A 22,230-nucleotide genomic window follows, 5' to 3' on the forward strand; every position below is an offset into this window, starting at 1 on the left:
CGCAACACGCACCACTCGACGGCGCGCTCGCTCACGACTCCTCCAGCGGTGTCACCTCGTCGGGCTGGAAGTAGCGGAAGCGCCCCTGCGCCCGCCACAGGTCCGCGCCCGGGTCGTCCTCCACGGTGACGGCCAGGTGCACCGAGCCGTCGACGTCGTGCAGCACCGCCTCCACGACGCCGGTGCGCCCGTCCAGGAAGAGGTCCTGGGCGTCGGTGCGCCGCCGTCCCGGTCGCAGCAGCACCCGGCTGCCGGCGCCGACCGGGTGGCCGTCGACCAGCACCCGGTCCCGCTCGGGGTCGACCTGCGGGTCGTTGCCCGGGTCCCACCAGGGCTGCTCCACGTCGCCGGTGCCGCCGGTGACCTCGCGCAGCCCCCGGATGGCGCCGTGCAGGCGTTCCAGCACCTCGGGCGGCATGGTCTCGGCGAGGTCGATCACGGCCCCGGCCCGCTCGTCGGTGCCCCGGGCCTCCCGTTTCTCCTCCTCGGTCAGGGCCGCCGTCCGCAGCGCCAGGATCTCGTCGATCTCGGTGGCGTCGTAGAGGGTGCCGAGGCTCTCCGGGGCGATCCGCGGGTGGTCCTCCAGGATGATCGGCGAAGACAGCATCACCTGGCGCCCGCCGTCCGGTCCGGCCAGGACGGGCCAGGTGCGCTCGTTGCGGCACCGCTCGACGGCCGGCCGGGCCCACTCGGGCGGATCGGTGACGGACAGGAAGCCGCCGTGTTCCAGCCCGAGCAGCAGGTGGGCGGAGACCAGGGAGCGCGGCAGCGCCTCCTCGCGGCCGGCGCGCCGGTGCGGCGTCCACGCGGAGGTGTTCTCCACCACCGCCGTCAGGCGCTGCGCCAGGTACGGGACGGGCAGTTCCTCGACCCTCAACCGCACCATGCCGTCGACCCGTTCGCGCCGCCGGACCAGCCGCCCGACGGGCGTGCCGTGCTCGTGCAGCAGCTCCGTCGTGCCGACGCCCGGCAGCCGGAACCCCCGCTGCACTCCTTCGCCGATCAGTTCCTCGACCGGCAGCAGGAGTTCGATCCGCTCCTCGACGCCCTCGTCCCATTCGACGAGTACCCGGTCGGCCAGCTCCAGCCGCTCCACGGGCTCGAACCCGCCGGTGGCGGTGACCCGTTCGACGGTTCGCCGTTGAACGCGCAGGAAGCGCAGCTCGACCGCCAGCCGGTCGCCGAGGCGCGCCTCCATCACGCACTCGGTGCGCTGGTGGGAGTGCTCGCCGCCCTGCAGGGTGTACTCGGGCGGCACCAGGACGCCGAACTGCCAGCGCAGCCGGTTCTTCGCCGCCGACGCACGGTACGGGTAGAGCACGTAGCCCTCCAGCAGCACCGCGTCGGCGATCTGCCGGGCGGCCGTGAAGCCGTGCTCGATCCCCTCGGGGAAGACGCTCACCGGACGCCCTCCCCGACCGCCGCCGCGAGCAGTTCGCGCACGGTCGCCTCCCAGGAGGGCAGCGCCCGCCGGGAGCGGTAGGCCACCAGGTCGTCCATCACGTCGCCGGGCAGTCGGAGCCAGCCGCAGCCGGGGAAGTGCTGCTCGATCGCCTCCCGCCAGACCCGCACCGGCATCCGCACCCGGGCCTCCTTGTCCCAGGGCACCGGGGTGACCTGGAAGCCGCCGGGGCCGGCGAAGGCGGTGCCGGAGAAGAGCAGCAGCAGCGGCACCTCGCCGCCGTCCAGCGCCCGGAAGTAGCGGGCGGAGGCCACCTCCAGGTCGTAGCTGCACGGCACCGCCAGGTCGGCCTCGGTCTCCCCGTCGAAGCCGGGCACCAGCAGCGGCACAGTGGCGAACTGGATCGGGTTGAGCGTGGAGGCCCAGCGCTCCCGTTCGCCGAACAGGTCGGTCAGCCGCCCGCCCTCGGCGGCGGCGTACGACCGGCGGCCCGGTTCGATCCGCAGCTGGCACTGGAGGGCGAGGGCGTGCACCCGGGTGTCGGCCGGCGCCGTGATCCGCAGCCGGAACACCAGGGTCGGCGCGGCCGCGTACGGGTCGGACCGCACGCCGGTGCAGGTGAAGCCGAGGGCGCACCTCTCGATGGTTCGCTCACTTCGTTCACTCATGCCGTCACCTCCGCGCGCAGCGGGCGGGCCCGGGCGGCCAACCGCTCGAAGAACGCGTCGAGTTCGGCCCGCGCCTCGGCCCCGCCGTCGAAGCCGTGCCAGCATCTCCGTAGTCGGCCGACCAGCTCGTAGCAGACGTCGATCGGCACCAGGAAGCACGCGACGCCCCGGTCGGTGCGGCGCAGCAGCAGCGCCTCGACGTCCGGTTCCAGGGCCGCGGCCAGCCGGCTGGCGCCGAGGGCGCGTTCCCAGGCCTCCTCGTCCACCTCGCTCTCGGTGGCGCCGGCCGGCCCGGGGTAGAAGGCGAGCAGCCGGTCCAGGACGGCGTTGCGGAACAGGAACGCCGTGCCGACCGGGATCCCCAGGACCGACCAGGCCCGTTCGTCCAACTCGCCCTCCGGGTCCGCGAGGTAGCGGTCCGGTACGGTGCGGAAGCGGCCGCCGGCCGCGCCCGGCTGCTGGAACAGCAGGCTGCAAGCGGTGCAGGTGCAGGTCAGGGCGCGTTCCTCGACGTCCACCAGGTGGCGGTGGCCGGCGGGCAGGTCCCGGCCGCAGAACCCGCACCGCTCGGGCCGCGGCGGCGCCGGCTCGCGCAGCCGGCGCAGCAGGGCGGTCCCGTCGCGGGAGACCCGGCGGGTGTTCACCGGGCCTCCGCGGGCTGCGGCGGGCGGGTGGCGATCTGGAGCAGCTGCGGGGCGCGTTCCAGCTCCAGGGCCGTCACCTCGGGCGCGTGGCAGGCGAGCGCCGCCTCGACGTCCTGCTCCCCGCAGCCGCAGCCGGAGGCGGTGCGGCGCACCCGCAGGGTGCCGGTGTCCGGTTCGAAGCCGAGCACCTCGATCCGCTCGGGAAGGTTGGCGAGTGCCCGCTCGATCCGGGCGGTCACGTCCTCGGGGTGCAGGTCGTGCAGGAGCAGCAGCCCGGCCACCGCGGGGTCGTCGAGCATCTGCTCCAGGGCAGGCGGGGGCAGGGCCGGGACGAGCCTGGCCAGGCCCTCGCCGTAGAACTCCATGAGGTCGCGGACGAGTTGCTCGCCCGCGTGCTCGGCGCCGCTGCCGGCCAGGGCGTCCAGGGCCTCCTGGATCCGCAGCCCGGTCTGTTCGGCCGTCATGCGGTGAGCCCGCTCAGGCCGGTGGGCACGTGCATGGTCTGCAGGGTGCGCCCGCCGACGTACATGTGCACGCCGCAGGGCAGGCAGGGGTCGAAGCTGCGCACCGCGCGCATGATGTCGATGCCCTTGAAGTTCTCCGGGGAGTTCTCCTCGAAGATCGGCGTGTTCTGCACCGCGTCCTCGTACGGTCCCGGCGTGCCGTAGCTGTCGCGGACGCTGGCGTTCCACGGGGTGGGCGGGTAGGGGTGGTAGTTGGCGATCTTGCCGTCGCGGATCACCATGTGGTGCGAGAGCACGCCGCGCACGGCCTCGGTGAAGCCGCAGCCGATGGACTCGTCCGGCACCTCGAAGCGCTCCCAGGTCTGGCTGCGCCCGGCGCGGACCTCGTCGAGCGCCTTCTCGGCGAAGTGCAGGGCGGCGGCGGCCGCGTAGGCCTGGAAGTAGGTGCGGGCCCGGTTGCGCTCGAGGGCGTTGCTCCACTGCGGGATCTTCCACTCGAAGGTGACCTCGGGCTTGGTCATCGAGCGGGGCAGGTTGATCTGGACGCTGTGGCCGGTGGCCTTGACGTAGCCGATGTCGACCAGCCCGGACAGGGCGGTGGACCACAGCCGGGCGAGGGGGCCGCCGCCGGTGTCGAGGGCGAGGTGGTCCTTGCCGTCGAACCAGCGCGGGGACATCACCCAGCTGTACTTGTCGTCGAAGTTGCGCTTCTGCGGCTGGGGGATGGTGTGCTGGTTCCACGGGTGCCGGGGGTCGACCGGGTTGCCCAGCGGGTCGTGGGTGACGAAGAGCTCCTTGCCCTGCCAGTCCTCGTAGTAGGAACTGCCGAGCAGGATCCGGATGCCGAGGTTGATCTGCGTCAGGTCGTTGGTGACGAGCTTGCCGTCGACGACGACACCGGGGGTGACGAACATCCTGCGGCCCCAGTCCGTCATGTTGCGGTACGTGAAGTCGCAGTGGTCCGGGTCGTTGAGGCTGCCCCAGCAGCCGAGCAGGACCCGCCGGCGGCCGACCTCCTCGTAGCCGGGGAGGGCCTGGTAGAAGAAGTCGAAGAGGTCGTCGTGCAGCGGCACGACCTTCTTCATGAACTCGACGTAGCGCATCAGCCGGGTCAGGTAGTCGGTGAACAGCTGCACCGTCGCCACCGTGCCGACGCCGCCCGGGTAGAGCGTGGAGGGGTGCACGTGGCGGCCCTCCATCAGGCAGAACATCTCCCGGGTGTAGCGGCTGACCTGGAGCGCCTCGCGGTAGAACTCGCCCTCGATCGGGTTGAGCGAGCGCATGATGTCGGCGATCGTCTTGTAGCCGTGGTCGCCGGCGTGCGGGGCCTCGGTGCGCTCGGCCAGTTCCAGGACGCCCGGGTTGGTCTCGCGGACCATCTTCTCGCAGTAGTCGACCCCGACCAGGTTCTCCTGGAAGATGTTGTGGTCGAACATGTACTCCGCGGCCTCGCCGAGGTTGATGATCCACTCGCCCAGGTGCGGGGGCTTCACGCCGTACGCCATGTTCTGGGTGTAGACCGAACAGGTGGCGTGGTTGTCGCCGCAGATCCCGCAGATCCGGCTGGTGATGAAGTGCGCGTCGCGCGGGTCCTTGCCGCGCATGAAGACGCTGTAGCCGCGGAAGACCGAGGAGGTGCTGTAGCACTCCGCGACCCTCTTCTGCTTGAAGTCGATCTTCGTGTGGATGCCGAGGCTGCCCACGATCCGGGTGATCGGGTCCCAGGACATCTCCGTCAGGCCGCTGCCGTCGCCGGCCGCCCTGGTCGTCGGTGTTGCCATCGTGTCTGCGTGTCCTTGTCTAGGGGGTCTAGGGGTCTTCGAGGTCTACGAGCGGGGCGGAGGCCGACGGGGCCGCACACCGGTCGGTGTGCGGCCCTCGCCTGTCACCAGGGCGGGCGGTAGCCCGTGGTCAGGTGGCGGCCGGTGCGGCGCCACTTCGGTTCCTTGTCGACGGTCTTCTGGGTGATCGTGCGCAGCCGACGGATCAGCGATCCGTACGCGGTGCTGGCGCTGGTGGAGACCCGCGAGCCGGGCGGCGGGTCCATGAAGGGCATGAACTTGTCCGGGAAGCCCGGCATGGTGCAGGCGATGCAGATGCCGCCCACGTTCGGGCAGCCGCCGACGCCGTTGATCCAGCCGCGCTTGGCGACGTTGCACTTGACGACCGGCCCCCAGCAGCCGAGCCGCACCAGGCACTCGGGCGTGCCGTAGTCGGTGGCGAACTGGCCCTGCTCGTAGTAGCCGCCGCGGTCGCAGCCCTCGTGCACGGTGGCGCCGAACAGCCAGGCGGGTCGCAGCTTGTCGTCCAGCGGGATCATCGGCGCCGACCCGGCCAGCTGGTACAGCAGGTAGGTGAGCGTCTCGGCGAAGTTGTCGGGCTGGATCGGGCAGCCCGGCACGCAGACGATCGGCAGCCCGGCCTTGGACTTCCAGTCCCAGCCGAGGTAGTCCGGCACGCCCATCGCGCCGGTCGGGTTGCCGGCCATCGCGTGGATGCCGCCGTACGTGGCGCAGGTGCCGATCGCCACCACGGCGGTCGCCTTGGGGGCGAGCCGGTCCAGCCACTCACTGGTGGTGATGGGCTGGCCGGTGGCCGGATCGTCGCCGAAGCCGCACCAGTAGCCCTCCTTCTTGATCTTCTCGTTGGGAATGGACCCCTCGACGACCAGGACGAACGGTTCGACCTCGCCGCGGTCGGCCTTGAAGAACCACTCGACGAAGTTGTCCGCGCCCTGGACCGGGCCGCACTCGAAGTCGATCAGCGGCCAGTGCACCGCGACCTTCGGCAGGCCGGGCAGCGCGCCGGTGACGATCTCCTCGATGCTCGGCTGCATCGCGGCGGTCAGTGCGACGGAGTCGCCGTCGCAGCTGAGGCCGGCGTTGATCCAGAGAATGTGCACCACGTCGGTGTCGGTTGTTGCAGCACCCATGAGGATGCCTCCTCGGGGATGGGAGCCGGACGAAATGGCTCGAAGACAAGTCATAGCAACGGTTGGGATCGAACGCCGGTCCGGAAAGCCGAAGGGGTCACCCGGGCGCCGCAAGCGGGCGGGGCCGTTCGGGTCACATCGGCGCGGCGGACCCGGCGGGCGCAGGGCGCTTGCGCACGAACGCGGACCGCAGCGCGTGGTACGGCGATTCGGGGGTGAAGAACTGCCGGTGCATCACCGCGAGCTCCTCCTCGCGGTACGCCTCCAGCGGCTTGGCCCGCTCGTCGGCCTCGCGGGCGGCCTTCTTCGCCGCGATCCGGCGCTGGGCGGCGGGTGAGGCGGCGAGCAGCCCGGCCAGGCGGGCCGCACTCGGCCCGAACTCCTGCGGCCCGCAGTCGAGCACCCGGTCGACCAGGCCGATCCGCCCGGCGGCCGCCGCGGACACCGGCAGCGCCTGACGCGTCAGCCGTTCGGCCTCCGCCGCGCCCACCCGGCGCGGGAGGGTGTACGTCCAGTACTCCGAGCCGTACAGCCCCATCAGCCGGTAGTGCGGGTTGAGGACGGAGCCGTGGCGGCACCACACCTCGTCAGCGGCCAGGGCCAGCATCACCCCGCCGGCCGCCGCGTTCCCCGCGACGGCGGCGACCACCAGCCGGTCGGTGGTGGTGAGGACCTCGGCGACCAGGTCGTCCATCGCCGTGATGTTGGCCCAGGACTCGGCGGCCTGGTCGGGTGCGGCCTCGATGACGTTGAGGTGGATGCCGTTGGAGAAGAAGTCCCGGCCGCCGCCGAGCACCAGCACCGAGGTCGGGCGGGCGGCGGCGAAGCGGTACGCCTCCAGCAACCGCCGGCAGTGGTCGGTGGACATCGCCCCGCCCGGGAACGAGAAGCGCAGGAAGCCCACCGGGCCGTCCTCGCGGTAGCGGATGTCCGACCATGCGGCGCCCTCCCGCCCGCCCGGCATCAGCGGCACCGGCACCTCCGGGACGGGCGGCAGCAGGGCGCCGAGCGCCGTCACGGCCGGAAGCTTGAAGGTCGCGGGGCCGCCGGGCGTACGGCGGCGGCGGAGTTCGGGGATCCACACTGCGCCGTCCGGGGTAGCGCGGCACACGGCGCCGGCGCGGGTGGCGAGCAGTTCGCCCGGACGGCCGCGCAGCACCGGCTCGCGGTGCCCGCCGTGCAGGTACCACTCGCCGCCGCACAGCGCGTCGAGCACCCCGGGTTGGGAGTCCGCCGCGCGGAGCCTGCGCAGCACCGTCCCGGTGGAGTCGCCGGCCCAGTCGATCCGGCGCTCCTCCTGCCGCAGGAGGGGCCGGGTGCGCACCGGGTGGCGCCAGCCGGGGCCGTGCTGCGGCTGGGGCGTGTGGCAGCCCGAGGCGACCCGCTCCACGGCGAGCAGCGCGGCCGCGACGGCCGCGTCGGAGACCTCGTTGCGGTACAGGTCGCTCTTGCCGCGCTCGGGCAGCCGGCAGGGCGCCCACGCCCAGACCGGCCCGGCGTCCATCTCCGCCTCGGCCTGGAGCACCGTGACGCCCCACTCGGCCCGGCCGTCCTGGATCGCCCGGTCGAGGGAGGAGGGGCCGCGGTCGCCCGGCGGGCCGGGATGGACGATCAGGCAGGTGAGCGCCGACCAGACATCCTGCGGGATCGCCGTCCGGAGCATCGGGGCGAGCAGCAGGTCCGGCTGCAGGCGGGCCAGCGAGGCCCGCAACTCGTCGTCGTCACCCGCCAGTTGGACGTCCACGAGGTGCCGCCGCTCGCGCAGTTCGGCGTACAGCCGCTGGCTGAGGCTGTTGAACGCGCTGGCGAGGAGCAGGATCCGCATGTCCGCCTCCGACGATGTGGGCCTCCGGTAACCCGGCGATCATGGCCCCGCACCCGCCCGGCCCCGGCCCCGTCCGGCCCGCCGCGCCGCCCGTTCACCCGGGCGGCGGCGGGACCGCGGGCGGCGGCACGTCACGGGTCCGGTCCCGCCGTTCGCACGGCGGGGCCGGACCCGGTGTCTTCGGCAGTCCTCCGGCGCAGGTGTTCCTCCCGGACCGGCCGGTCACTCGGCTTCAGGCCCCGATCTCGAACTCGGGCGGCTGGAGACACGCGAGGCACTCCGTGTCCGGCGCGGTCGGAGTGTCGAAGAACGAGCGGGTGATCGACTGCGCGCACGGCGAGTCGGCGAAGACCACGTGGGCGACGTAGGGGACGGTGACCTCCGTGGACCGGCTCAGCGTACGGGCGGCGTACGGCCCGCTGCTCGGTGCGGTCTGGGAGTCGAAACCGCCCGACAGGACGAGCGTCGGGATGTCGCTGCGCGTCACGTCCCGGACCGAGCGCGGTGCCGCGGGGACGTCCCAGGCGCGGCAGTCCGCGTGCAGCCAGGCGAGCAGCGGTGCGTTGACCAGCACCGACTCGGGGAACGACGGGAACGCGCGCCGCCCCGCCTCGAGAACGTCGGCCTCGCTCTCGTACGGTGTCCACTCACCGCAGAAGACGCCGTTGGAGAGCCCGTACGACAATCTCCCCATGGCCTGCGGGCTGAGCTTCCCGCCCGCCCACTGCTCGGCGATCCGCTGCGGGTTGCCGTGCGCCAGCTCGTCGATGGAGCGGGGCACGCCGGCCGCCAGGTGGCTGGCGAAGGTCAGCCAGTTCACCAGCACTCCGCCGTCCAGCACGACCTCCACCGGGTCCGGGTGGTCCGGGACCGTGACGGTGGTGGTGACCGGCCGGGCTTCGAGCTCACTGACGAGGCGCTCGAAGGTGGCCTTCAGGTCCGGGTAGCGGTCGTTGCAGGCGGGCTGCTCCGCGCAGGCCTTGAAGATGCCGTCGAAGCCCTCCCGTGCGGCTTTCCAGGTCACGGCTCCCCCGGCCAGGGACGGTGGCAGGACGCCGTCGATGCCGACCGACCGGAGGCCCTCCGGGTGCAGGCGCATGTAGAGGAGCGCCAGGTCGGTGCCGTAGGAGATGCCGAACACGTTCCACCGCTGGATGCCGAGCGCGACGCGCAGGTCGGCGTAGTCGGCGGCGCTCTCGGTGCTGTTGTACGCGCCGAGGTCGGCCCCGCGGCCCACCAGCCGGTCGCGGCAGACCTGCGTCGCCTCGACGTGCAGGCGCCCGGTGGACGGCGCACCGTAGACGAGGCCGAGGGCGTCCGCGTTGAACTGGTCGACGTTCGGGCAGGTGAGGGCCGGGTCGGCCGAGTAGGTCCCCCGCTGGGACATGAAGATCACGTCCCGGTCGTGGTTCAGGCCGCCGGCGACCGCCAACCGGATCTCGGAGTTGGCGTCGTCGCCGGGGCCGCCGGCGAACCACACGATCGGGTCGGGCGCCCGCTTCTGCGTGGCCGGCACGATCGCGACCGCGAGGGTGATCCTCCGTCCCCTGGGGTGGGAACGGTTCTCGGGCACCGTGAGCGTTCCGCAGCGGGTCCCCTCCAGTTCGGGGGTCGGGTCCGCCGTCCGCGGGCAGGGGCCCGGCTCGAACCGGGCGTGGCCCGCCGTCCTGGCGACCGTGCCGAGCGGCTCCTCGGCGCCGTCCCCGGCCTGGGCGGCCTGGGCGGGCAGGGCAGGCAGGGCGGCGAGGCCGGCGAGGAGGACACCGGCCGCGGCCCCGGCCAGCGTGGTCCGGAGCCGTCGTACGGTGCGGCGGCGGTGGGGCGGGCGGACGGGCATCATGCGGTCTCCGGCTCAGGGGTGATGGTGAACGGTTGGGGCTCCAGCCCCGCCACGCAGGCGGTGTCGGGCGCGGTCGGGCGTGCGAGGAAGGAGGCCAGGACGCTCTGCGCGCAGGGCGACTGGGGCACGACGAAGTGGCCGATTCCCGGGATCAGCACGGTGGTCGAGCGGGACAGCGTCCGGGCCGTGTACGGGCCCCAGCCCGCCCCGGTCTTCGCGTCGAAGGTTCCGGAGACGACGAGCGCCGGCACGTTGCTGCGGGTGGCCACCCGCTGGACGGCGGTGCGGTCCGGGACGTTCCAGGCGCGGCAGACGTCGTGCTCGAAGGGCAGCTGCGGAGCCTGGGCCAGGACCGTGTCCGGCCATCCGGGGAAGGCCCGGCGCCCCGCCTGGAGCAGGTCGGCCTCCGAGTAGCCCGGCACCCATTCGCTGCAGGCCACCGACTGCGTCAGACCGTGGGCGACCTCGCCGATGACGGGCGTCGCGCCGGCGGCCCGGGCGCGGGCGAAGCGCTCCGGGTTCCCGTGCGCGAGTTCGTCGAGCGCCGCGGGGACGTCAACGGCCTTGACGGCGTTGGCGACCAGCAGGTTCACCAGCGCGCCCCCGTCGAGGACGACCTTCACCGGGGCGCCTCCCCCCGGGGGCTGCGCGCTCACCGTGAGGGGGTGCGCCTCCAGCCGCCGGACCTGCTCCGTCAGCGTGCGCGGGAGGTCCGGGTAGCGGTCCTTGCACCGGGGCTGGGCCGCGCACGCCGCGAAGATCGCACCGATCCCCTCCCGGGCGCTGTCCCAGGTCCATGGCAGGCTCACGATCTGCGGGGGTACGACCGAGTCGATCGCCACCGAGCGGACCCCCTCGGGGTGCAGGCGCAGGTAGGTGAGGGCCAGTTCGGTGCCGTAGGAGTACCCGTAGACGTTCCACCGCCCGATGCCCAGCGCCCTGCGCAGGTCGGCGAAGTCGGCGGCGTTCTCGGTGGTGTTGTAGGCGCTCAGCTCGACCCCGTCGGCCGTCAGCCGGTCACGGCACTCCCGGGCCGCGCGCACCAGGAGCCGACCGGTCGACGGCGCGTCGTACCGCAGCCCCACGGCGGTCGCGTTGAACCGGTCGATCTCCGGGCAGGCGAGGCTCGGCCGGGAGTGGAGCGTCCCCCGCTGCGCCATGACGATCAGTTCGTGGTCGCGGTTGACACCGGAGGCGACCAGGAAGGGAATGCTCCCGAACGCGTCGCCGCCGGGACCCCCCTCCATGAACACCACCGGCTCCGCGGCCGGCGTCGCCGACACCGCCGGAACGACCGCCACGGCCAGCCGGATCGTCCGCCCGCCCCGCCCGCCGGGTTCGTGCGGCTCGCGGCTCTCGGGCACCTCCAGGAACCCGCACCGCCCGGGGACCGGCTCGGGCGTCTCGGGGCAGGGGCCGGGCACGAACCGCGCCGGAGCCTCTGACAGGGGCTCACGGACGGGCGGTGACACCGCGCTGCTCGGCGTCGGGCCGACCGCGCCCAGGAAGGCCAGGCCGGCCGCGGCGAGCGCCACCCCGGTGCGCGAACCACCGGGGCGCCGCCGCGCGGACCGGTGCCCCACCCGTCTTCGTCCGGACCTGCCGATCCCGCGAACGGACGGCAGGCAGCCCGGACTGATGCCCTGATCCCTCATGTGATCTCGTCTCTCTCACGTCCGCGCAGGGAGACGGCACTGCGCGGTTCTGCCCGCCGCGTGGTTCGTGCGGGCACTGCACGGCCAGCGTGCGTCGACGGGGAGACGCCCACCACTCGTGGGCTCCACACGGAGCAGGCCGGCGTCACGCCCCGGGCGCACTCCCGCCACCCCGGTCTCGATCCGCTCGAACTCCGTCTCCGCGCAGGGTCGGCGCCGGCATCGGGAACACCTCGGCCGGCCGGTCGCGGCACGAGCGCTGTCGGACGCCGGCCGGTCGACCGGTCACCGAGGAGCCGCTTCCGCCCGGGTGCGCAGCCGGCCCCGGGCGGCGAGCCCGTCCAGCCGGTGCTGTTCCCGGGCCGCCCAGCGCTCCACCCGCGCCGGGTCCAGCGGCCCGCCGTGGCCGACGTGCAGGGTGGTCGGCTTCAGCGCGAGCATGGCCCGCAGGCTGGCCAGGTTGCCGACCGGGTCGTCGTGGAACGGCGGGTTGGCCGGCCTGCGGTGGGCCGTACCGAGGAACGAGGTGGCGACCAGGTCGCCCGCGACGAGCTCGCCCTCGTCGGTCAGCACCGACATCGACCCGGCGGTGTGCCCCGGGGTGGGCATGATCCGGGCGTCGACGCCGTGCTCGGACAACGTCGTGGGCCCGTCGACCAGCAGGTCCGGCCGGAAGGGTTCGGCGTGCTCGTGGAAGGCGTCCAGCCGGTCCAGGAAACGGCCGAACCGCCCGGTGGGAAGGTACGGTTCCCGGATCCGGCCGGTCGTGTAGGGCCCGATGTCCGCGATGTGCGCGATCACCGGGGCCCCGGTGGCCCGGCGCAGTTCCGCGGCGGATCCGAAGTGGTCGATGTGGGCGTGGGTGATGACGATCGCCGAGACGTCGCCGGGCCCGATGCCGTGCTCGGCGATCCGCGCCAGGATCTTCGCACCGCTGCCCGGGATGCCGGTGTCGACCAGGACGGCCCTACGGCCCAGCAGCAGGAAGGCGTTGACGTTGTGTTTGCCCATGACCGGTACCGGAACGACTGTGGTGTGTGCCATGAAGGTGATACTAGGTCCGCCCGTTGAGCCTCTCCATGCCTGTCCGAGGCGGATTCCTGTCCGTTCGTCTCACCACGGGTAGTGTGCGGGTATGGATGTCCTCGCCGATGTGCTGTCCGCCACGAAGATCGGCGGCACCGTCACCGCCAGGGTGCATGCCGCCGGGCCGTGGGGGATCGAGTTCCCGCGCCTGCCCTCGGCCGTGTTCCACCACGTCTCCCGGGGCAGTTGCTGGCTGCGTCTGCCGGGCGCCGCCCCGCTCCCCCTGACGGCAGGTGACCTCGTCCTGCTCCCGGCCGGCACCGGCCACGAGATGGCCGGCGACCCGACGGGACCGACGGTCCGGTTCGAGGACGTCACCCGGGCGCAGCGCAGCGGACCGGGCACACCGATCGACTTCCCCGGGCCCGGGCCCCGGACCCGCCTCGTCTGCGGCGGCTACCGCTTCGACACCCACGCCTCCCACCCGCTGCTGTCCCTGCCGCCGGTGCTGCTGCTGCGCGACGACCCCTCGGCGCGCCGGCACGACCTCACCGAGACGCTGCGCATGCTGACCGCCGAACTCGCCGACCCGGCTCCGGGCTCACAGACCATCACCGACCGGCTGGTCGACGTCCTCTTCGTCCACGTCCTGCGTCAGTGGGAGGCCTCCCGGGACGCCCCGGACCGCGGCGCCGGCTGGTGGGCGGCCCTGCGCGACGCCGAGGTCGCCGCCGCGATCTCCCTCATCCACGAAGGACCCGGGCGGGCGTGGACCGTGGACGCCCTGGCCCGCGAGGTCGGCGTTTCCCGGGCCACCCTGTCCCGCCGCTTCACCCGCCTCGTCGGCGAGCCCCCGCTGGCCTACCTCACACGCTGGCGCCTGGAGATCGCCGCACGAAGACTCCGGGACACCAAGGACTCCGTCACCCGCATCGCCAACAGCGTGGGCTACACCTCCGAGTTCGCCTTCTCCCGCGCGTTCGCCCGCCACCGCGGCACCCCGCCCAGCCGCTACCGGGCCACCCACTCGGCCCTGGGTGCGGATCGCGGCTGAGCGGCTCCGCGCGGATCGCCCCGGGGTCGGTACGGGGTCGGTACGGGGTCGCTACGGGGTCGGTATGGGGTGACCCGCGGTCGGGCCGCCGGGCGTCACGGAGCCGGTCGCGCGGACGGCGGAGAGGGCCGGCGCCTCGGTGCGGTGTGGCATCCCTCACCCTTTCGGCTCCCGGGCCGTTCGGCCCCCTACGATCCTCGGCGCGGGCACCCGCAAGATCGAACGACCCGTCGTGTCCCGCGCCCTGCGATCCCCCCGAGGAGAACCGTCCCGTGACCACCGGCACCGTCGCGCCCGACAGCTACTACCAGCGGACGGACGAGCACCGCTACAAGCCCACGGCCCACGCGGGGGGCGCCTGGAACACCGACGAACAGCACTTCAGCCCGCTGGCGGGCCTCGTCGCCCACGCGATCGACCGCTTCCGCGCCGCGCGCGCGGACGACGGGCTGGCCCTGGCGCGGATCAGCTACGACATCCTCGGGCCGATCGCCCTCGACGAGTGCGAGATCAGGGTGGAGAGCGTGCGGCCGGGCCGCACCATCGAACTGCTGGAGGCCGTCGTCCTCATCGCCGACCGCGCGGTGGTCCGGGCCCGGGCCTGGCTGCTCGCCGTGGCCGACACCGGCGCGGTCGCCGACAGCCCCCACGAGCGGGTCGCCCCTCCCGAGGCCGTCACCCCGTGGAACATGGGCGAGCAGTGGGACGGCGGCTACGTCTCCTCCATCGAGGTGCGACGGAGTGCGGCCCGGCCGGGCCGCTCCCTCGCCTGGGTCTCCAGCCGGATGTCCCTGGTCGCCGGCGAGCCGAGCAGCCCGCTCGCGTCCTACCTCGCCCTGGTGGACACCGCCAACGGCATAGCCGCGCAGCAGCAGCCCACCGCGTGGATGTTCCCCAACCTCGACCTGACCGTCCACCTCCACCGGCAGCCCCGGGGCCCGTGGACCGGCCTGGACACCACGGTCAGCTTCGGACCGGCCGGCCACGGCCGCACCAGCTCCGTCCTGCACGACCTCGACGGCCCGGTGGGCCACGCCGAGCAGATCCTGACCGTCCGGCCGCTGCCCGGCGGCTGAGCCCGGCTTTCCGCCTGACGCGCCCTCATGTCCGCTCGCGCGGGCCTGAGGGCGCTGCCGGTGTTGCGGCGGGCCGGGCGGACACGGGCCGTCGTGCCCACCCCGGCCCGGGCGCCGCAGCCCGCACCCCGTGACGTCCTACTCCTCCGGCTCCCAGTCGCGGAGCAGGTCGTTCAGCCCGGCGTCGCCGTCGATCCGCAGGGAGTCCGCCGGGACGCGGTTGTAGAGGAAGAGCACCAGCTCACCAGCCGTGGCGTGGAGGGAAATGCCGGGTGCGTCCAGGCCCTCGCCACCGCCGGCGGCGGGCAGACGGACCGTCCGGGCGCCGTCGCCGTCGACCGTGAGGCGCCAGGAGCGCCCCTCGGCGGCGTGGAAGTCGAAGGCGGTGGGCTTGTGCGGCCAGGCGCTGAGCGTCGCGACACAGGTGAACAGGAACTCCTCGACACCGTCGACGGCCACCTCGGCCGGCAGCGGCTGCGGGGCGCCCGCGGCGAGCTGGGCGTCGTAGGTGTGCACCGCGCTCTCCTGGACCCGGTGCCGGGCGACACCACCGGAGGTCCGCGGCGTCTGCAGGCCACTCCACCACGCCCAGCAGCCGGCGTCCGGGCCCGCCTCCCGCAGCACGCCCAGCAGCAGCTGCGTCGACTCCTCCAGCCAGGCCACCAGGGCCTCGCGCTCCCGCGGCGGGGTCAGGGCGGCCCGCTCGGCGGCGGCCTCGGCCGGCGGGGCGTCGGCGGGGCCCGCACTGACGATGGCGGCCCAGAAGCGGTCGCCACCGCCCAGGTGCTGCGCCAGATCGAACAGCGTCCACTCGGGGCAGGTCGGCACCGGCGCGTCGAGGTCGGGCGCGGAGGCGACCGCGGCCCGGAACGCGGTCGACCGTTCGTCGATCAGCCGCAGGAGGTCGGAGAAGTCGAGAGTGTTCTGCACCCCGGATGTCTATCACCCTGCTCGGACCGCGGGAAAGCGGTTTTCCCGCGCCGCCGCGGCGGCGGCGCGGCACGGGCCGCTCGGGCCGCCGGGGGCGGACGGCGGTCCGCCGTAAGCCCGCTGTCACGGCGTCAGCCGCGTCACAGCGCCAGGCGCGCGCCCGCGCGGTGGGAGCCGACCGTGACGCCGTCCCCGTCCGGGCGGACCAGGTCGGCGCCGCGGCCCGCACCCCGGTTTCCGCCCGGGCGCGGCCGGCGGAACGAAGGCGCGTCGGACGGATCGTCAGACGGGACACCGCCCAGGACGCCGGCCGGCTCGTCGGCCGTGCCCCGCTGCCTCCCGGACGGCGGTTCGCGTCCGGTGAAGGTCACAGGCCGCGGGCGATGGTGGCGAGGACGGTGTCGACGGCGCGCCGGACCTCGTCGGGGGGCAGGTCGTGCAGGGGGCCGTCGGTGAGGAGGTGGGCGAGGCCGTGGACGGCGGACCAGGCGCCGTACTCCGCGCCGGGGCGCCGCTCGGGCGGCAGGGCGCCGGTGTCGACGAGTTCGTCGAGGCGGGCGGAGAGCAGCAGGTACGGGTCGGTCCCGGGTTCGGTGCGCACCCCGGAGTGGTGGCCGGGGTCGGGGGTGGCGCCGCAGAAGGCGGTACGGAACCAGCCGTGTTCGGTGAGGGCGAAGTCGATGTAGGCACGGCCGACGGCTTCGAGTCTCGCCCAGGCGAGGGGCTCGGGTTCGGCGGGGGCGACGTCGGCGGTGCGCTGGATCATGAGCCGGCCGAGTCGGTCCATGCAGCGGGCGGCCACGGCGGCGAGGAGGTCCTCGTGGCTGGCGAAGTGGCGGTAGGCGGCGTTGTGGGAGACGCCGGCCTCTCGTCCGGCGGCGCGCAGGACCACGGCGTCGGGTCCGCCCCCGCGGGCGAGGGCGACGCCGGCGGTGACCAGGGCCTCGCGGAGATTGCCGTGGTGATATGTCCGATTCTCCAAGGTTCCACCCCGTTTCAGACCATGTGTTGACAGTGTCCACTTTGGCTGGAAACGTGTCAATCAGCGCATGTTACCGCTGTCAACATTCCTGGCGAATGGAGTGTGTGCCATGACCGCCCTCTCCCCCCACCGACGCCTTCTCGTCCTGGCCACGGTCTGTCTGGCCGCGTTCGCGATCAATCTGGACACGACGATCGTCAACGTCGCACTGCCCGAACTGAGCCGGCAGCTGGACGCCACCACCCGTGACCTGCAGTGGGTCGTCGACGGCTACAACCTGGCCTTCGCCGCACTGGTCCTGACGGCGGGCTCGCTCGGCGACCGGTTCGGCCGCCGGCCCGCCCTGCTGTTCGGGCTCGCCGGCTTCGCCGCCACCAGCGCGCTGGGCAGCGCGGTCGGATCGCCCGGCGCGCTGGTGGCGGTGCGCTTCGCGATGGGAGCGTGCGCGGCGGCCATCTTCCCGACCACCCTCTCGGTCATCAGCAACACCTTCCCCGAGCGCCGCTCCCGCGCGAAGGCGATCGGGGTGTGGGGCGCCGTGACGGGCCTGGGCGTCGCGGTGGGCCCGGTGGCCGGCGGCCTGCTGCTGGCGCACTTCGGCTGGCCCTCGGTCTTCCTGGCCCTCGTTCCGGTGACCCTGATCGCCCTGGTGGCGGCCTGGGCCTGGGTGCCGGAGTCGAGCAGCCCGGCCTCGGCGCGCCTGGACCTGCCCGGGCTGGTCAGCTCCTCGGCGGCCGTCGGCGTCCTGGTCTACACGATCATCGAGGCCCCCAACCGCGGCTGGGGCGCCCCGGCCACCGTGGCGGGCTTCGCCGCAGCCGTCGCGCTCACCGCGGCGTTCGTCCTCGTCGAGCGGGGCCGGGCCCATCCGATGATCGACCTGACGCTCTTCCGCACGCCGGCGTTCTCGGCCGCCAGCGGGTCGGTGACCCTCGCCTTCTTCGCCCTCTTCGGCTTCATCTTCCTGGTGACCCAGTACTTCCAGTTCATCCGCGGCTACGGCGCGCTCTCCACGGGTGTGCGCATCCTGCCGGTCGCGGTGACCATCGCACTCGGCTCGCTCGGCGGTGTCGCCCTGGCGACCAGGATCGGCACGCGCGCTGTGGTCACCGCCGGGCTCGTGCTGCTCGGCACCTCGTTCGCGTGGATCGCGGCCTCGTCCGCCTTCACCCCGTACCCGCAGGTCGTCTGCCAGATGGTGCTGCTGGGCCTCGGCCTCGGGCTCACCACCGCCCCGGCCACCGAGTCGATCCTGAGCGTGCTGCCGCCGGCCAAGGCCGGTGTCGGCTCGGCGGTCAACGACGCCACCCGTGAGGCGGGCGGCACGCTCGGCGTCGCCGTCCTGGGCTCCGTCTTCACCTCCCTCTACGCGGCCCGGCTCGCCACCAGCTCCTTCGCGGGCCTGCCGCCGCGCACGGCCGACGCCGCCGAGGGCTCGGTCGCCTCCGCGCTCGGCACCGCGACGACCCTCGGGCGCGGCGACCTGCTGGCCGCCGTCCAGACCTCGTTCATGGACGCCTTCCACCTCGCCTGCCTGGTCGGCGCGGGCGTCTGCCTGCTCGGCGCGGTCGGCGCCCGCCTCGCACTGCCCGCCCGCGTGCCGGCACCGGCCCCCGCCCCGGTCACCGGCCGGCCGGCCGGCGACACCCGTCCGGCCGCACCGCTCCCGGCCCGGACGGCAGCGTCGGGCTCCGCCCAGGCCCGGCCGGCTTCGGCCCGCACCGCTCCGCCCGAGGGTGACCCGGGCCGCGCCGCTCCGCACGCCGCGCCCGGCGCGGACCGCGGGACCGCAGGCTGACCTCGGGACCGTGCGCCGACCGCGGCCCGACACCACCCGCCCGGGTGCCCTCGGCGCCGGGCCCGGTACCGGACACGACTCGACCCCGCTGGCGCGGACCCGGCGGGGTCGAGCATGTCCGGTGCCCGGCCGGGACACCGCCTGCGGGGCCGGAAGGGCCACGGCCCCGGGCCGGGCTGGGCTGGGCTGGGCTGCCGGGTTTCGGTTATCGGGCCGCTCGGCGCGGGTCTCCCGTGTGGTGGGGGCGGATTCCTCCCGGCGTTCACGGTGTCGCCGGACGGGCGCCCCCGCCCGGCACGGTCCGCGGAGCGAGAGGGGAGGACGACCGGTCCGGCCGCGCGTATCCGATCGTCCACGCGCCCTCTCCGGCGTGCTCCCACGGGAAAGACCTGTCGATGTCCGTTGATCCTCGTTCGCTCTCCCGCCGCTGGGCCCTGGCGTCCTGCGTGCCGCTGCTGCTGGTCGCCGGGCTCGTCGCGTGCGCCTCCTCCGCGCGCGGCGGGCACGACGCACACGACGGCATGCCCGGCATGCCCGGCATGGACCACGGCGCGATGGCCGCACCACCCGTCGCGGCGACCGGCACGACGGCCCCGGACACGGCGGGCACGCCCGGCACGGGACCGGCGGCCGACGGCCTGGCCGCCGAACGGGACGGCTACCGCCTGGACGCCGCGACCGCCGAGCTGCCCGCCGGGCGCGCGGCGGCCTACCCGTTCACCATCACCGGACCGGACGGCCGCCCGGTCACCGACTTCGCCGTGCACCAGACCAGGAAGCTGCACTTCTACGCGATCCGCGCCGATCTCACCGGCTTCCAGCACCTGCACCCGGTGATGGCCGCCGACGGCACCTGGACCGCGGACCTGACCGCCCTCGCCCCGGGGACCTGGCGGATGTACGCCTCGTTCGTGCCGGGGAACAACGCCCGCAGGGGCAGCGAGATCGTGCTCAGCCGCGTCGTGCAGGTGGCCGGCGAGGCCTCCGCCCCGGTGCCGCTGCCCGCTCCGGCCGGCAGCACCACCGTCGACGGCTACACCGTCGCCCTCCGGAGCGAACCGAGGGCCGGCGCCCTCCTGCTCACCGTCACCGTCGCCCAGGACGGCCGGCCGGTCACCAACCTCCAGCCGTACCTGGACAGCTACGCCCACCTGACCGCCTTCCACGAGGGCGACCAGGCCCTGGCCCACGTGCACCCGACGGGAGGGACCGACGGCGACCACGGCGGGCCGGAGCTGACCCTCTACGCGATGCTCGGCTCGGCCGGGGACTGGAGGGTCTTCCTGCAGTTCCAGACGGCCGGGCGACTGCACACCGCGGAGCTCACCCTGCACGTCACCTGACGCCCCACGACGGCCGCGATCGGCCGGGGTCGGGTGCGGCGGGGTACGGCCGGGTACGGCACGAGGCCGGTGCCGTCCGGGAAGCCTCCGGACGGCACCGGCCTCGCGGGGACGCGTGGGTCTACCAGCGGCTGCGCGACGGTGCGGAGCCGAGCTTGGCGCTGAGCGCGAGGAGGAAGGTCGGGAGCTTGTCCACCATGGCCTTGGGGACCGGGGTGGTCTGGACGGTGTCCCGCCTCACGTCCTGGACGACGAGGGTGTAGCTGCCGTTCTCCTCGACGAGTTCGGCGGCGTAGAGCAGTGTTTCCACGGAGGTTTCCATCGGAGGTCCTAGGCTTGGGTGTCGTTGAGCCAGGCGTTCCACGCCTTGGTGGCCGACTGCTCGTCGGCGTCCTCGGCGAACAGGTGGTGGCCCAGCCAGACCGGCCAGTTCCAGGTGCTGCCGTTGAAGAACCGGTAGAGCGCGTCCGGGCCGCGCAGGCCGATGAAGTCGGCGTCGAGCCAGTCGACGACCACCTCCTCCGGGCCGCCGTCCGGACCGGGGACGTGGAGCGTGAACCGATCGCCGACGGCCGCGTCGTCCGGGACGCCGAGGCGTCGGAGCAGGGCGGTGAAGTCGGCGGGGTCGGCGGTGGTTTCGGGGCGCTGGGCCTTGACGTAGACGGCGGGGCGGCCGGCGAAGTGCCGCAGGTACTCGGCCAGGCCGTGCTGGTAGAAGTCGACGTGCTTCTCGGCCGCGTCCGCCTTGACGTCCCAGGTCTCGTCCCAGACGCCCTCGTGGACCCAGTGGATTCCCATCCGCAGGTGGCTCGTCGCGCCGTCCACCGGGTCGATCAGGTAGGTGAGCGTGTTGGAGAACCCGTTGTCCATGGCTACCCGGATGGCGAAGTGTTGCGGCGGCTCCCAAACCTTCACCGTGCCGTCACCGCGGGAGACCCTGCCGCCGACGTGCGGCTCGATCTCCATGGTGTACAGCCAGCCGAGGTTTCCGGCGCCGGTGGCGACCGCGTGCCAGACCTGCTCGGGGGTGGCGGGCAGGTCCTGCTCCCGGCGCACCTCGAACTCTCGGGCCATGGTCAGTTCTCCTTCGTCGTCGTTCAGTCGTCAGTAGGTGAGCGGGAGGGCGCAGAGCCGCCGCTGCAGCGGGTTGGGCCGCCAGTCGAGCGCCGCCCCGTCGGCCAGCCGCAGGTCCGGGAGCCGGCGGACCAGCGTGCCGATGGCCACCTCGGCCTGGAGCTTGGCCAGCGGGCCGCCGAGGCAGAAGTGCGGGCCGTTGCCGAAGCTCAGGTGCCGGTTGCCGGGGCGGGACAGGTCGAGCCGGTCGGGGTCCTCGAAGCGCTCGGGGTCGCGGTTGGTCGCGGCGAGGAAGAGGTAGACCAGTTCGCCCTCGCGCAGCGTCCGCCCACCGATCCCGACGTCCTCGGCGACGACCCGGACGATCGCCTGGGTCGGCGTGTCGTAGCGGGCCAGTTCCTCGACGGCGGTGCGGATCAGCGCCGGGTCCGCGCGCAGCCGGGCCAGCTGGTCGGGGTGGCGCAGCAGGGCGAGCATGCCGTTGCCGACCAGGTGGGTGGTGGTCTCGTCGCCCGCGGTGATGAGGACGAAGCAGGTCGAGAGCAGCTCCGCGTCGGTGAGCCGGTCGTCCTGCGCCTGGGTCGCGACCAGGGCGCTGATCAGGTCCTCGCCCGGGTCGGCCCGGCGGCGCCGGACGAGCCGGGCGAGGTACTCCTCGTACTGGTCGATCGCCGCCTCGGTCTTGCCGATGTCCTCGGTCAGCCGTCCGAAGCGGCGGAACCAGGCCTTGACCTGGGGCCGGTCCTCGGGCGGGATGCCGAACAGCTCGCAGACGACGGAGAGCGGCAGGGGGGAGGCGACCGCCTCGACCAGGTCCATGGCCGGACCGGCCGCGACCGCCTCGTCGACCAGCCGGTCGACGATCCGCTGGATGCCGTCGCGCAGCGCCTCGACACGCCGGGCGGTGAACGCCCGGTTGGCCAGCTTGCGCAGGCGGGCGTGGTCCGGCGGGTCGGTGTTGGTCATCACCCGGCCGAGCCGGTCGGTGAGCCGGCTGAGGGCCTTGAGGTTGCCGCCCTGCGCGCCGAAGGCGCTGGTCATCCGGTCGCGGTCGTTGGACAGCCGCACGTCGCCCAGGGCCGCCTCGACGTCGGCGTACCGGGTGAGGTACCAGATGCCCTGGGCGCTGCGGTGGACCGGGCTCTCGCGCCGCATGCGGGCGTAGAACGGGTACGGGTCCCGGCGGGCCTCGGGCGTGAGCAGCGCCGCGGCGAGGTCGTCGGACGGCCCGGCGGGGCCCGCCGCGAGGCGGGCCTCCTCCGTGGTTTCGGTCAGGTTCACTGCGGGCCGCGCTACCGCTGGGCGTCCGCGGCGCCCATGGCGTCGACGAGGCTCTGGGGCCGCATGTCGGTCCAGGACCGCTCGACGTACTCCAGGCAGGCCGCGTGGGTGTCGGGGCCGTGGACGGTGGTCCAGCCCTCGGGGACGTCCGCGAACTGCGGCCAGAGCGAGTGCTGGTTCTCCGGGTTGACGAGCACGAGGAAGGTGCCGTCCTGGTCGTCGAAGGGGTTGGTCAT

At 73.9% G+C, this 22,230-nt stretch carries 20 protein-coding genes; 4 read left to right on the top strand and 16 right to left on the bottom strand.

Annotated features, from left to right (window positions below; genetic code table 11):
* Positions 1-31 precede the first annotated feature (31 nt).
* The 10 genes from J5Y04_RS22330 to J5Y04_RS22375 form a co-directional block, all read right to left on the bottom strand.
* Positions 32-1,402, bottom strand: a complete 1,371-nt coding sequence (locus J5Y04_RS22330; protein WP_209413862.1) for a hypothetical protein — start codon at positions 1,400-1,402, stop codon at positions 32-34.
* Positions 1,399-2,070: a DUF6084 family protein gene (locus J5Y04_RS22335; protein ID WP_209413863.1), complete on the bottom strand. Its 672-nt coding sequence runs from the start codon at positions 2,068-2,070 to the stop codon at positions 1,399-1,401. Before J5Y04_RS22335 ends, J5Y04_RS22330 begins: the two co-directional genes overlap by 4 nt.
* A complete protein-coding gene (locus J5Y04_RS22340; protein ID WP_374106075.1) occupies positions 2,067-2,714 on the bottom strand; it encodes a DUF5947 family protein in 648 nt (215 codons plus the stop codon). Before J5Y04_RS22340 ends, J5Y04_RS22335 begins: the two co-directional genes overlap by 4 nt.
* The gene (locus J5Y04_RS22345; RefSeq protein WP_209413864.1) at positions 2,711-3,178 is read right to left on the bottom strand and encodes a thioredoxin; all 468 of its coding nucleotides are present in this window, start codon (positions 3,176-3,178) and stop codon (positions 2,711-2,713) included. Before J5Y04_RS22345 ends, J5Y04_RS22340 begins: the two co-directional genes overlap by 4 nt.
* The gene (locus J5Y04_RS22350; RefSeq protein WP_209413865.1) at positions 3,175-4,959 is read right to left on the bottom strand and encodes a nickel-dependent hydrogenase large subunit; all 1,785 of its coding nucleotides are present in this window, start codon (positions 4,957-4,959) and stop codon (positions 3,175-3,177) included. The genes J5Y04_RS22345 and J5Y04_RS22350 overlap by 4 nt, the downstream gene beginning before the upstream one ends.
* Before the next feature lie 104 nt (positions 4,960-5,063).
* Positions 5,064-6,110, bottom strand: coding sequence for a hydrogenase expression protein HypE (locus tag J5Y04_RS22355; protein WP_209413866.1), 1,047 nt, complete (start codon positions 6,108-6,110; stop codon positions 5,064-5,066).
* A 133-nt stretch (positions 6,111-6,243) separates the two neighbouring features.
* Positions 6,244-7,935: an enoyl-CoA hydratase-related protein gene (locus J5Y04_RS22360; RefSeq protein ID WP_209413867.1), complete on the bottom strand. Its 1,692-nt coding sequence runs from the start codon at positions 7,933-7,935 to the stop codon at positions 6,244-6,246.
* Between the two features lie 232 nt (positions 7,936-8,167).
* Positions 8,168-9,775, bottom strand: a complete 1,608-nt coding sequence (locus J5Y04_RS22365; protein WP_245205212.1) for an alpha/beta fold hydrolase — start codon at positions 9,773-9,775, stop codon at positions 8,168-8,170.
* Positions 9,772-11,022: an alpha/beta fold hydrolase gene (locus J5Y04_RS22370; protein ID WP_245205231.1), complete on the bottom strand. Its 1,251-nt coding sequence runs from the start codon at positions 11,020-11,022 to the stop codon at positions 9,772-9,774. The genes J5Y04_RS22365 and J5Y04_RS22370 overlap by 4 nt, the downstream gene beginning before the upstream one ends.
* A gap of 693 nt (positions 11,023-11,715) precedes the next feature.
* Positions 11,716-12,474: an MBL fold metallo-hydrolase gene (locus J5Y04_RS22375; RefSeq protein WP_209413868.1), complete on the bottom strand. Its 759-nt coding sequence runs from the start codon at positions 12,472-12,474 to the stop codon at positions 11,716-11,718.
* A 91-nt stretch (positions 12,475-12,565) separates the two neighbouring features.
* Here J5Y04_RS22375 and J5Y04_RS22380 point away from each other — a divergent pair, with 91 nt between their 5' ends.
* Both J5Y04_RS22380 and J5Y04_RS22385 read left to right on the top strand, forming a co-directional pair.
* Positions 12,566-13,510, top strand: coding sequence for an AraC family transcriptional regulator (locus tag J5Y04_RS22380; RefSeq protein ID WP_209413869.1), 945 nt, complete (start codon positions 12,566-12,568; stop codon positions 13,508-13,510).
* Between the two features lie 272 nt (positions 13,511-13,782).
* Positions 13,783-14,586: a thioesterase family protein gene (locus J5Y04_RS22385; protein WP_209413870.1), complete on the top strand. Its 804-nt coding sequence runs from the start codon at positions 13,783-13,785 to the stop codon at positions 14,584-14,586.
* 138 nt (positions 14,587-14,724) lie between these two features.
* Here the strand turns inward: J5Y04_RS22385 and J5Y04_RS22390 are convergent, their stop codons facing one another.
* Together J5Y04_RS22390 and J5Y04_RS22395 are read right to left on the bottom strand one after the other, a co-directional pair.
* Positions 14,725-15,516, bottom strand: a complete 792-nt coding sequence (locus J5Y04_RS22390) for a maleylpyruvate isomerase family mycothiol-dependent enzyme (RefSeq protein ID WP_209413871.1) — start codon at positions 15,514-15,516, stop codon at positions 14,725-14,727.
* A 367-nt stretch (positions 15,517-15,883) separates the two neighbouring features.
* On the bottom strand, positions 15,884-16,498 hold the full coding sequence (locus tag J5Y04_RS22395; protein WP_209413872.1) for a TetR/AcrR family transcriptional regulator: 615 nt from the start codon (positions 16,496-16,498) through the stop codon (positions 15,884-15,886).
* A gap of 109 nt (positions 16,499-16,607) precedes the next feature.
* Here J5Y04_RS22395 and J5Y04_RS22400 point away from each other — a divergent pair, with 109 nt between their 5' ends.
* The gene (locus tag J5Y04_RS22400; RefSeq protein WP_209413873.1) at positions 16,608-18,296 is read left to right on the top strand and encodes an MFS transporter; all 1,689 of its coding nucleotides are present in this window, start codon (positions 16,608-16,610) and stop codon (positions 18,294-18,296) included.
* A 395-nt stretch (positions 18,297-18,691) separates the two neighbouring features.
* Positions 18,692-19,639: a hypothetical protein gene (locus J5Y04_RS22405; protein ID WP_209413874.1), complete on the top strand. Its 948-nt coding sequence runs from the start codon at positions 18,692-18,694 to the stop codon at positions 19,637-19,639.
* 121 nt (positions 19,640-19,760) lie between these two features.
* Here J5Y04_RS22405 and J5Y04_RS22410 read toward each other — a convergent pair whose 3' ends face one another.
* The 4 genes from J5Y04_RS22410 to J5Y04_RS22425 are packed head-to-tail and all read right to left on the bottom strand — an operon-like array spanning position 19,761 to position 22,230.
* Complete coding sequence (locus J5Y04_RS22410) at positions 19,761-19,961, bottom strand: hypothetical protein (RefSeq protein ID WP_209413875.1); 201 nt, start codon at positions 19,959-19,961, stop codon at positions 19,761-19,763.
* A gap of 8 nt (positions 19,962-19,969) precedes the next feature.
* Positions 19,970-20,713, bottom strand: coding sequence for an SRPBCC domain-containing protein (locus J5Y04_RS22415; protein ID WP_209413876.1), 744 nt, complete (start codon positions 20,711-20,713; stop codon positions 19,970-19,972).
* Between the two features lie 30 nt (positions 20,714-20,743).
* The gene (locus tag J5Y04_RS22420; RefSeq protein WP_209413877.1) at positions 20,744-21,994 is read right to left on the bottom strand and encodes a cytochrome P450; all 1,251 of its coding nucleotides are present in this window, start codon (positions 21,992-21,994) and stop codon (positions 20,744-20,746) included.
* A gap of 11 nt (positions 21,995-22,005) precedes the next feature.
* Positions 22,006-22,230, bottom strand: a complete 225-nt coding sequence (locus J5Y04_RS22425; RefSeq protein WP_209413878.1) for an MbtH family protein — start codon at positions 22,228-22,230, stop codon at positions 22,006-22,008.

This window comes from Kitasatospora sp. RG8 (genome assembly GCF_017813315.1).
Classification (GTDB): Bacteria; Actinomycetota; Actinomycetes; order Streptomycetales; family Streptomycetaceae; genus Kitasatospora.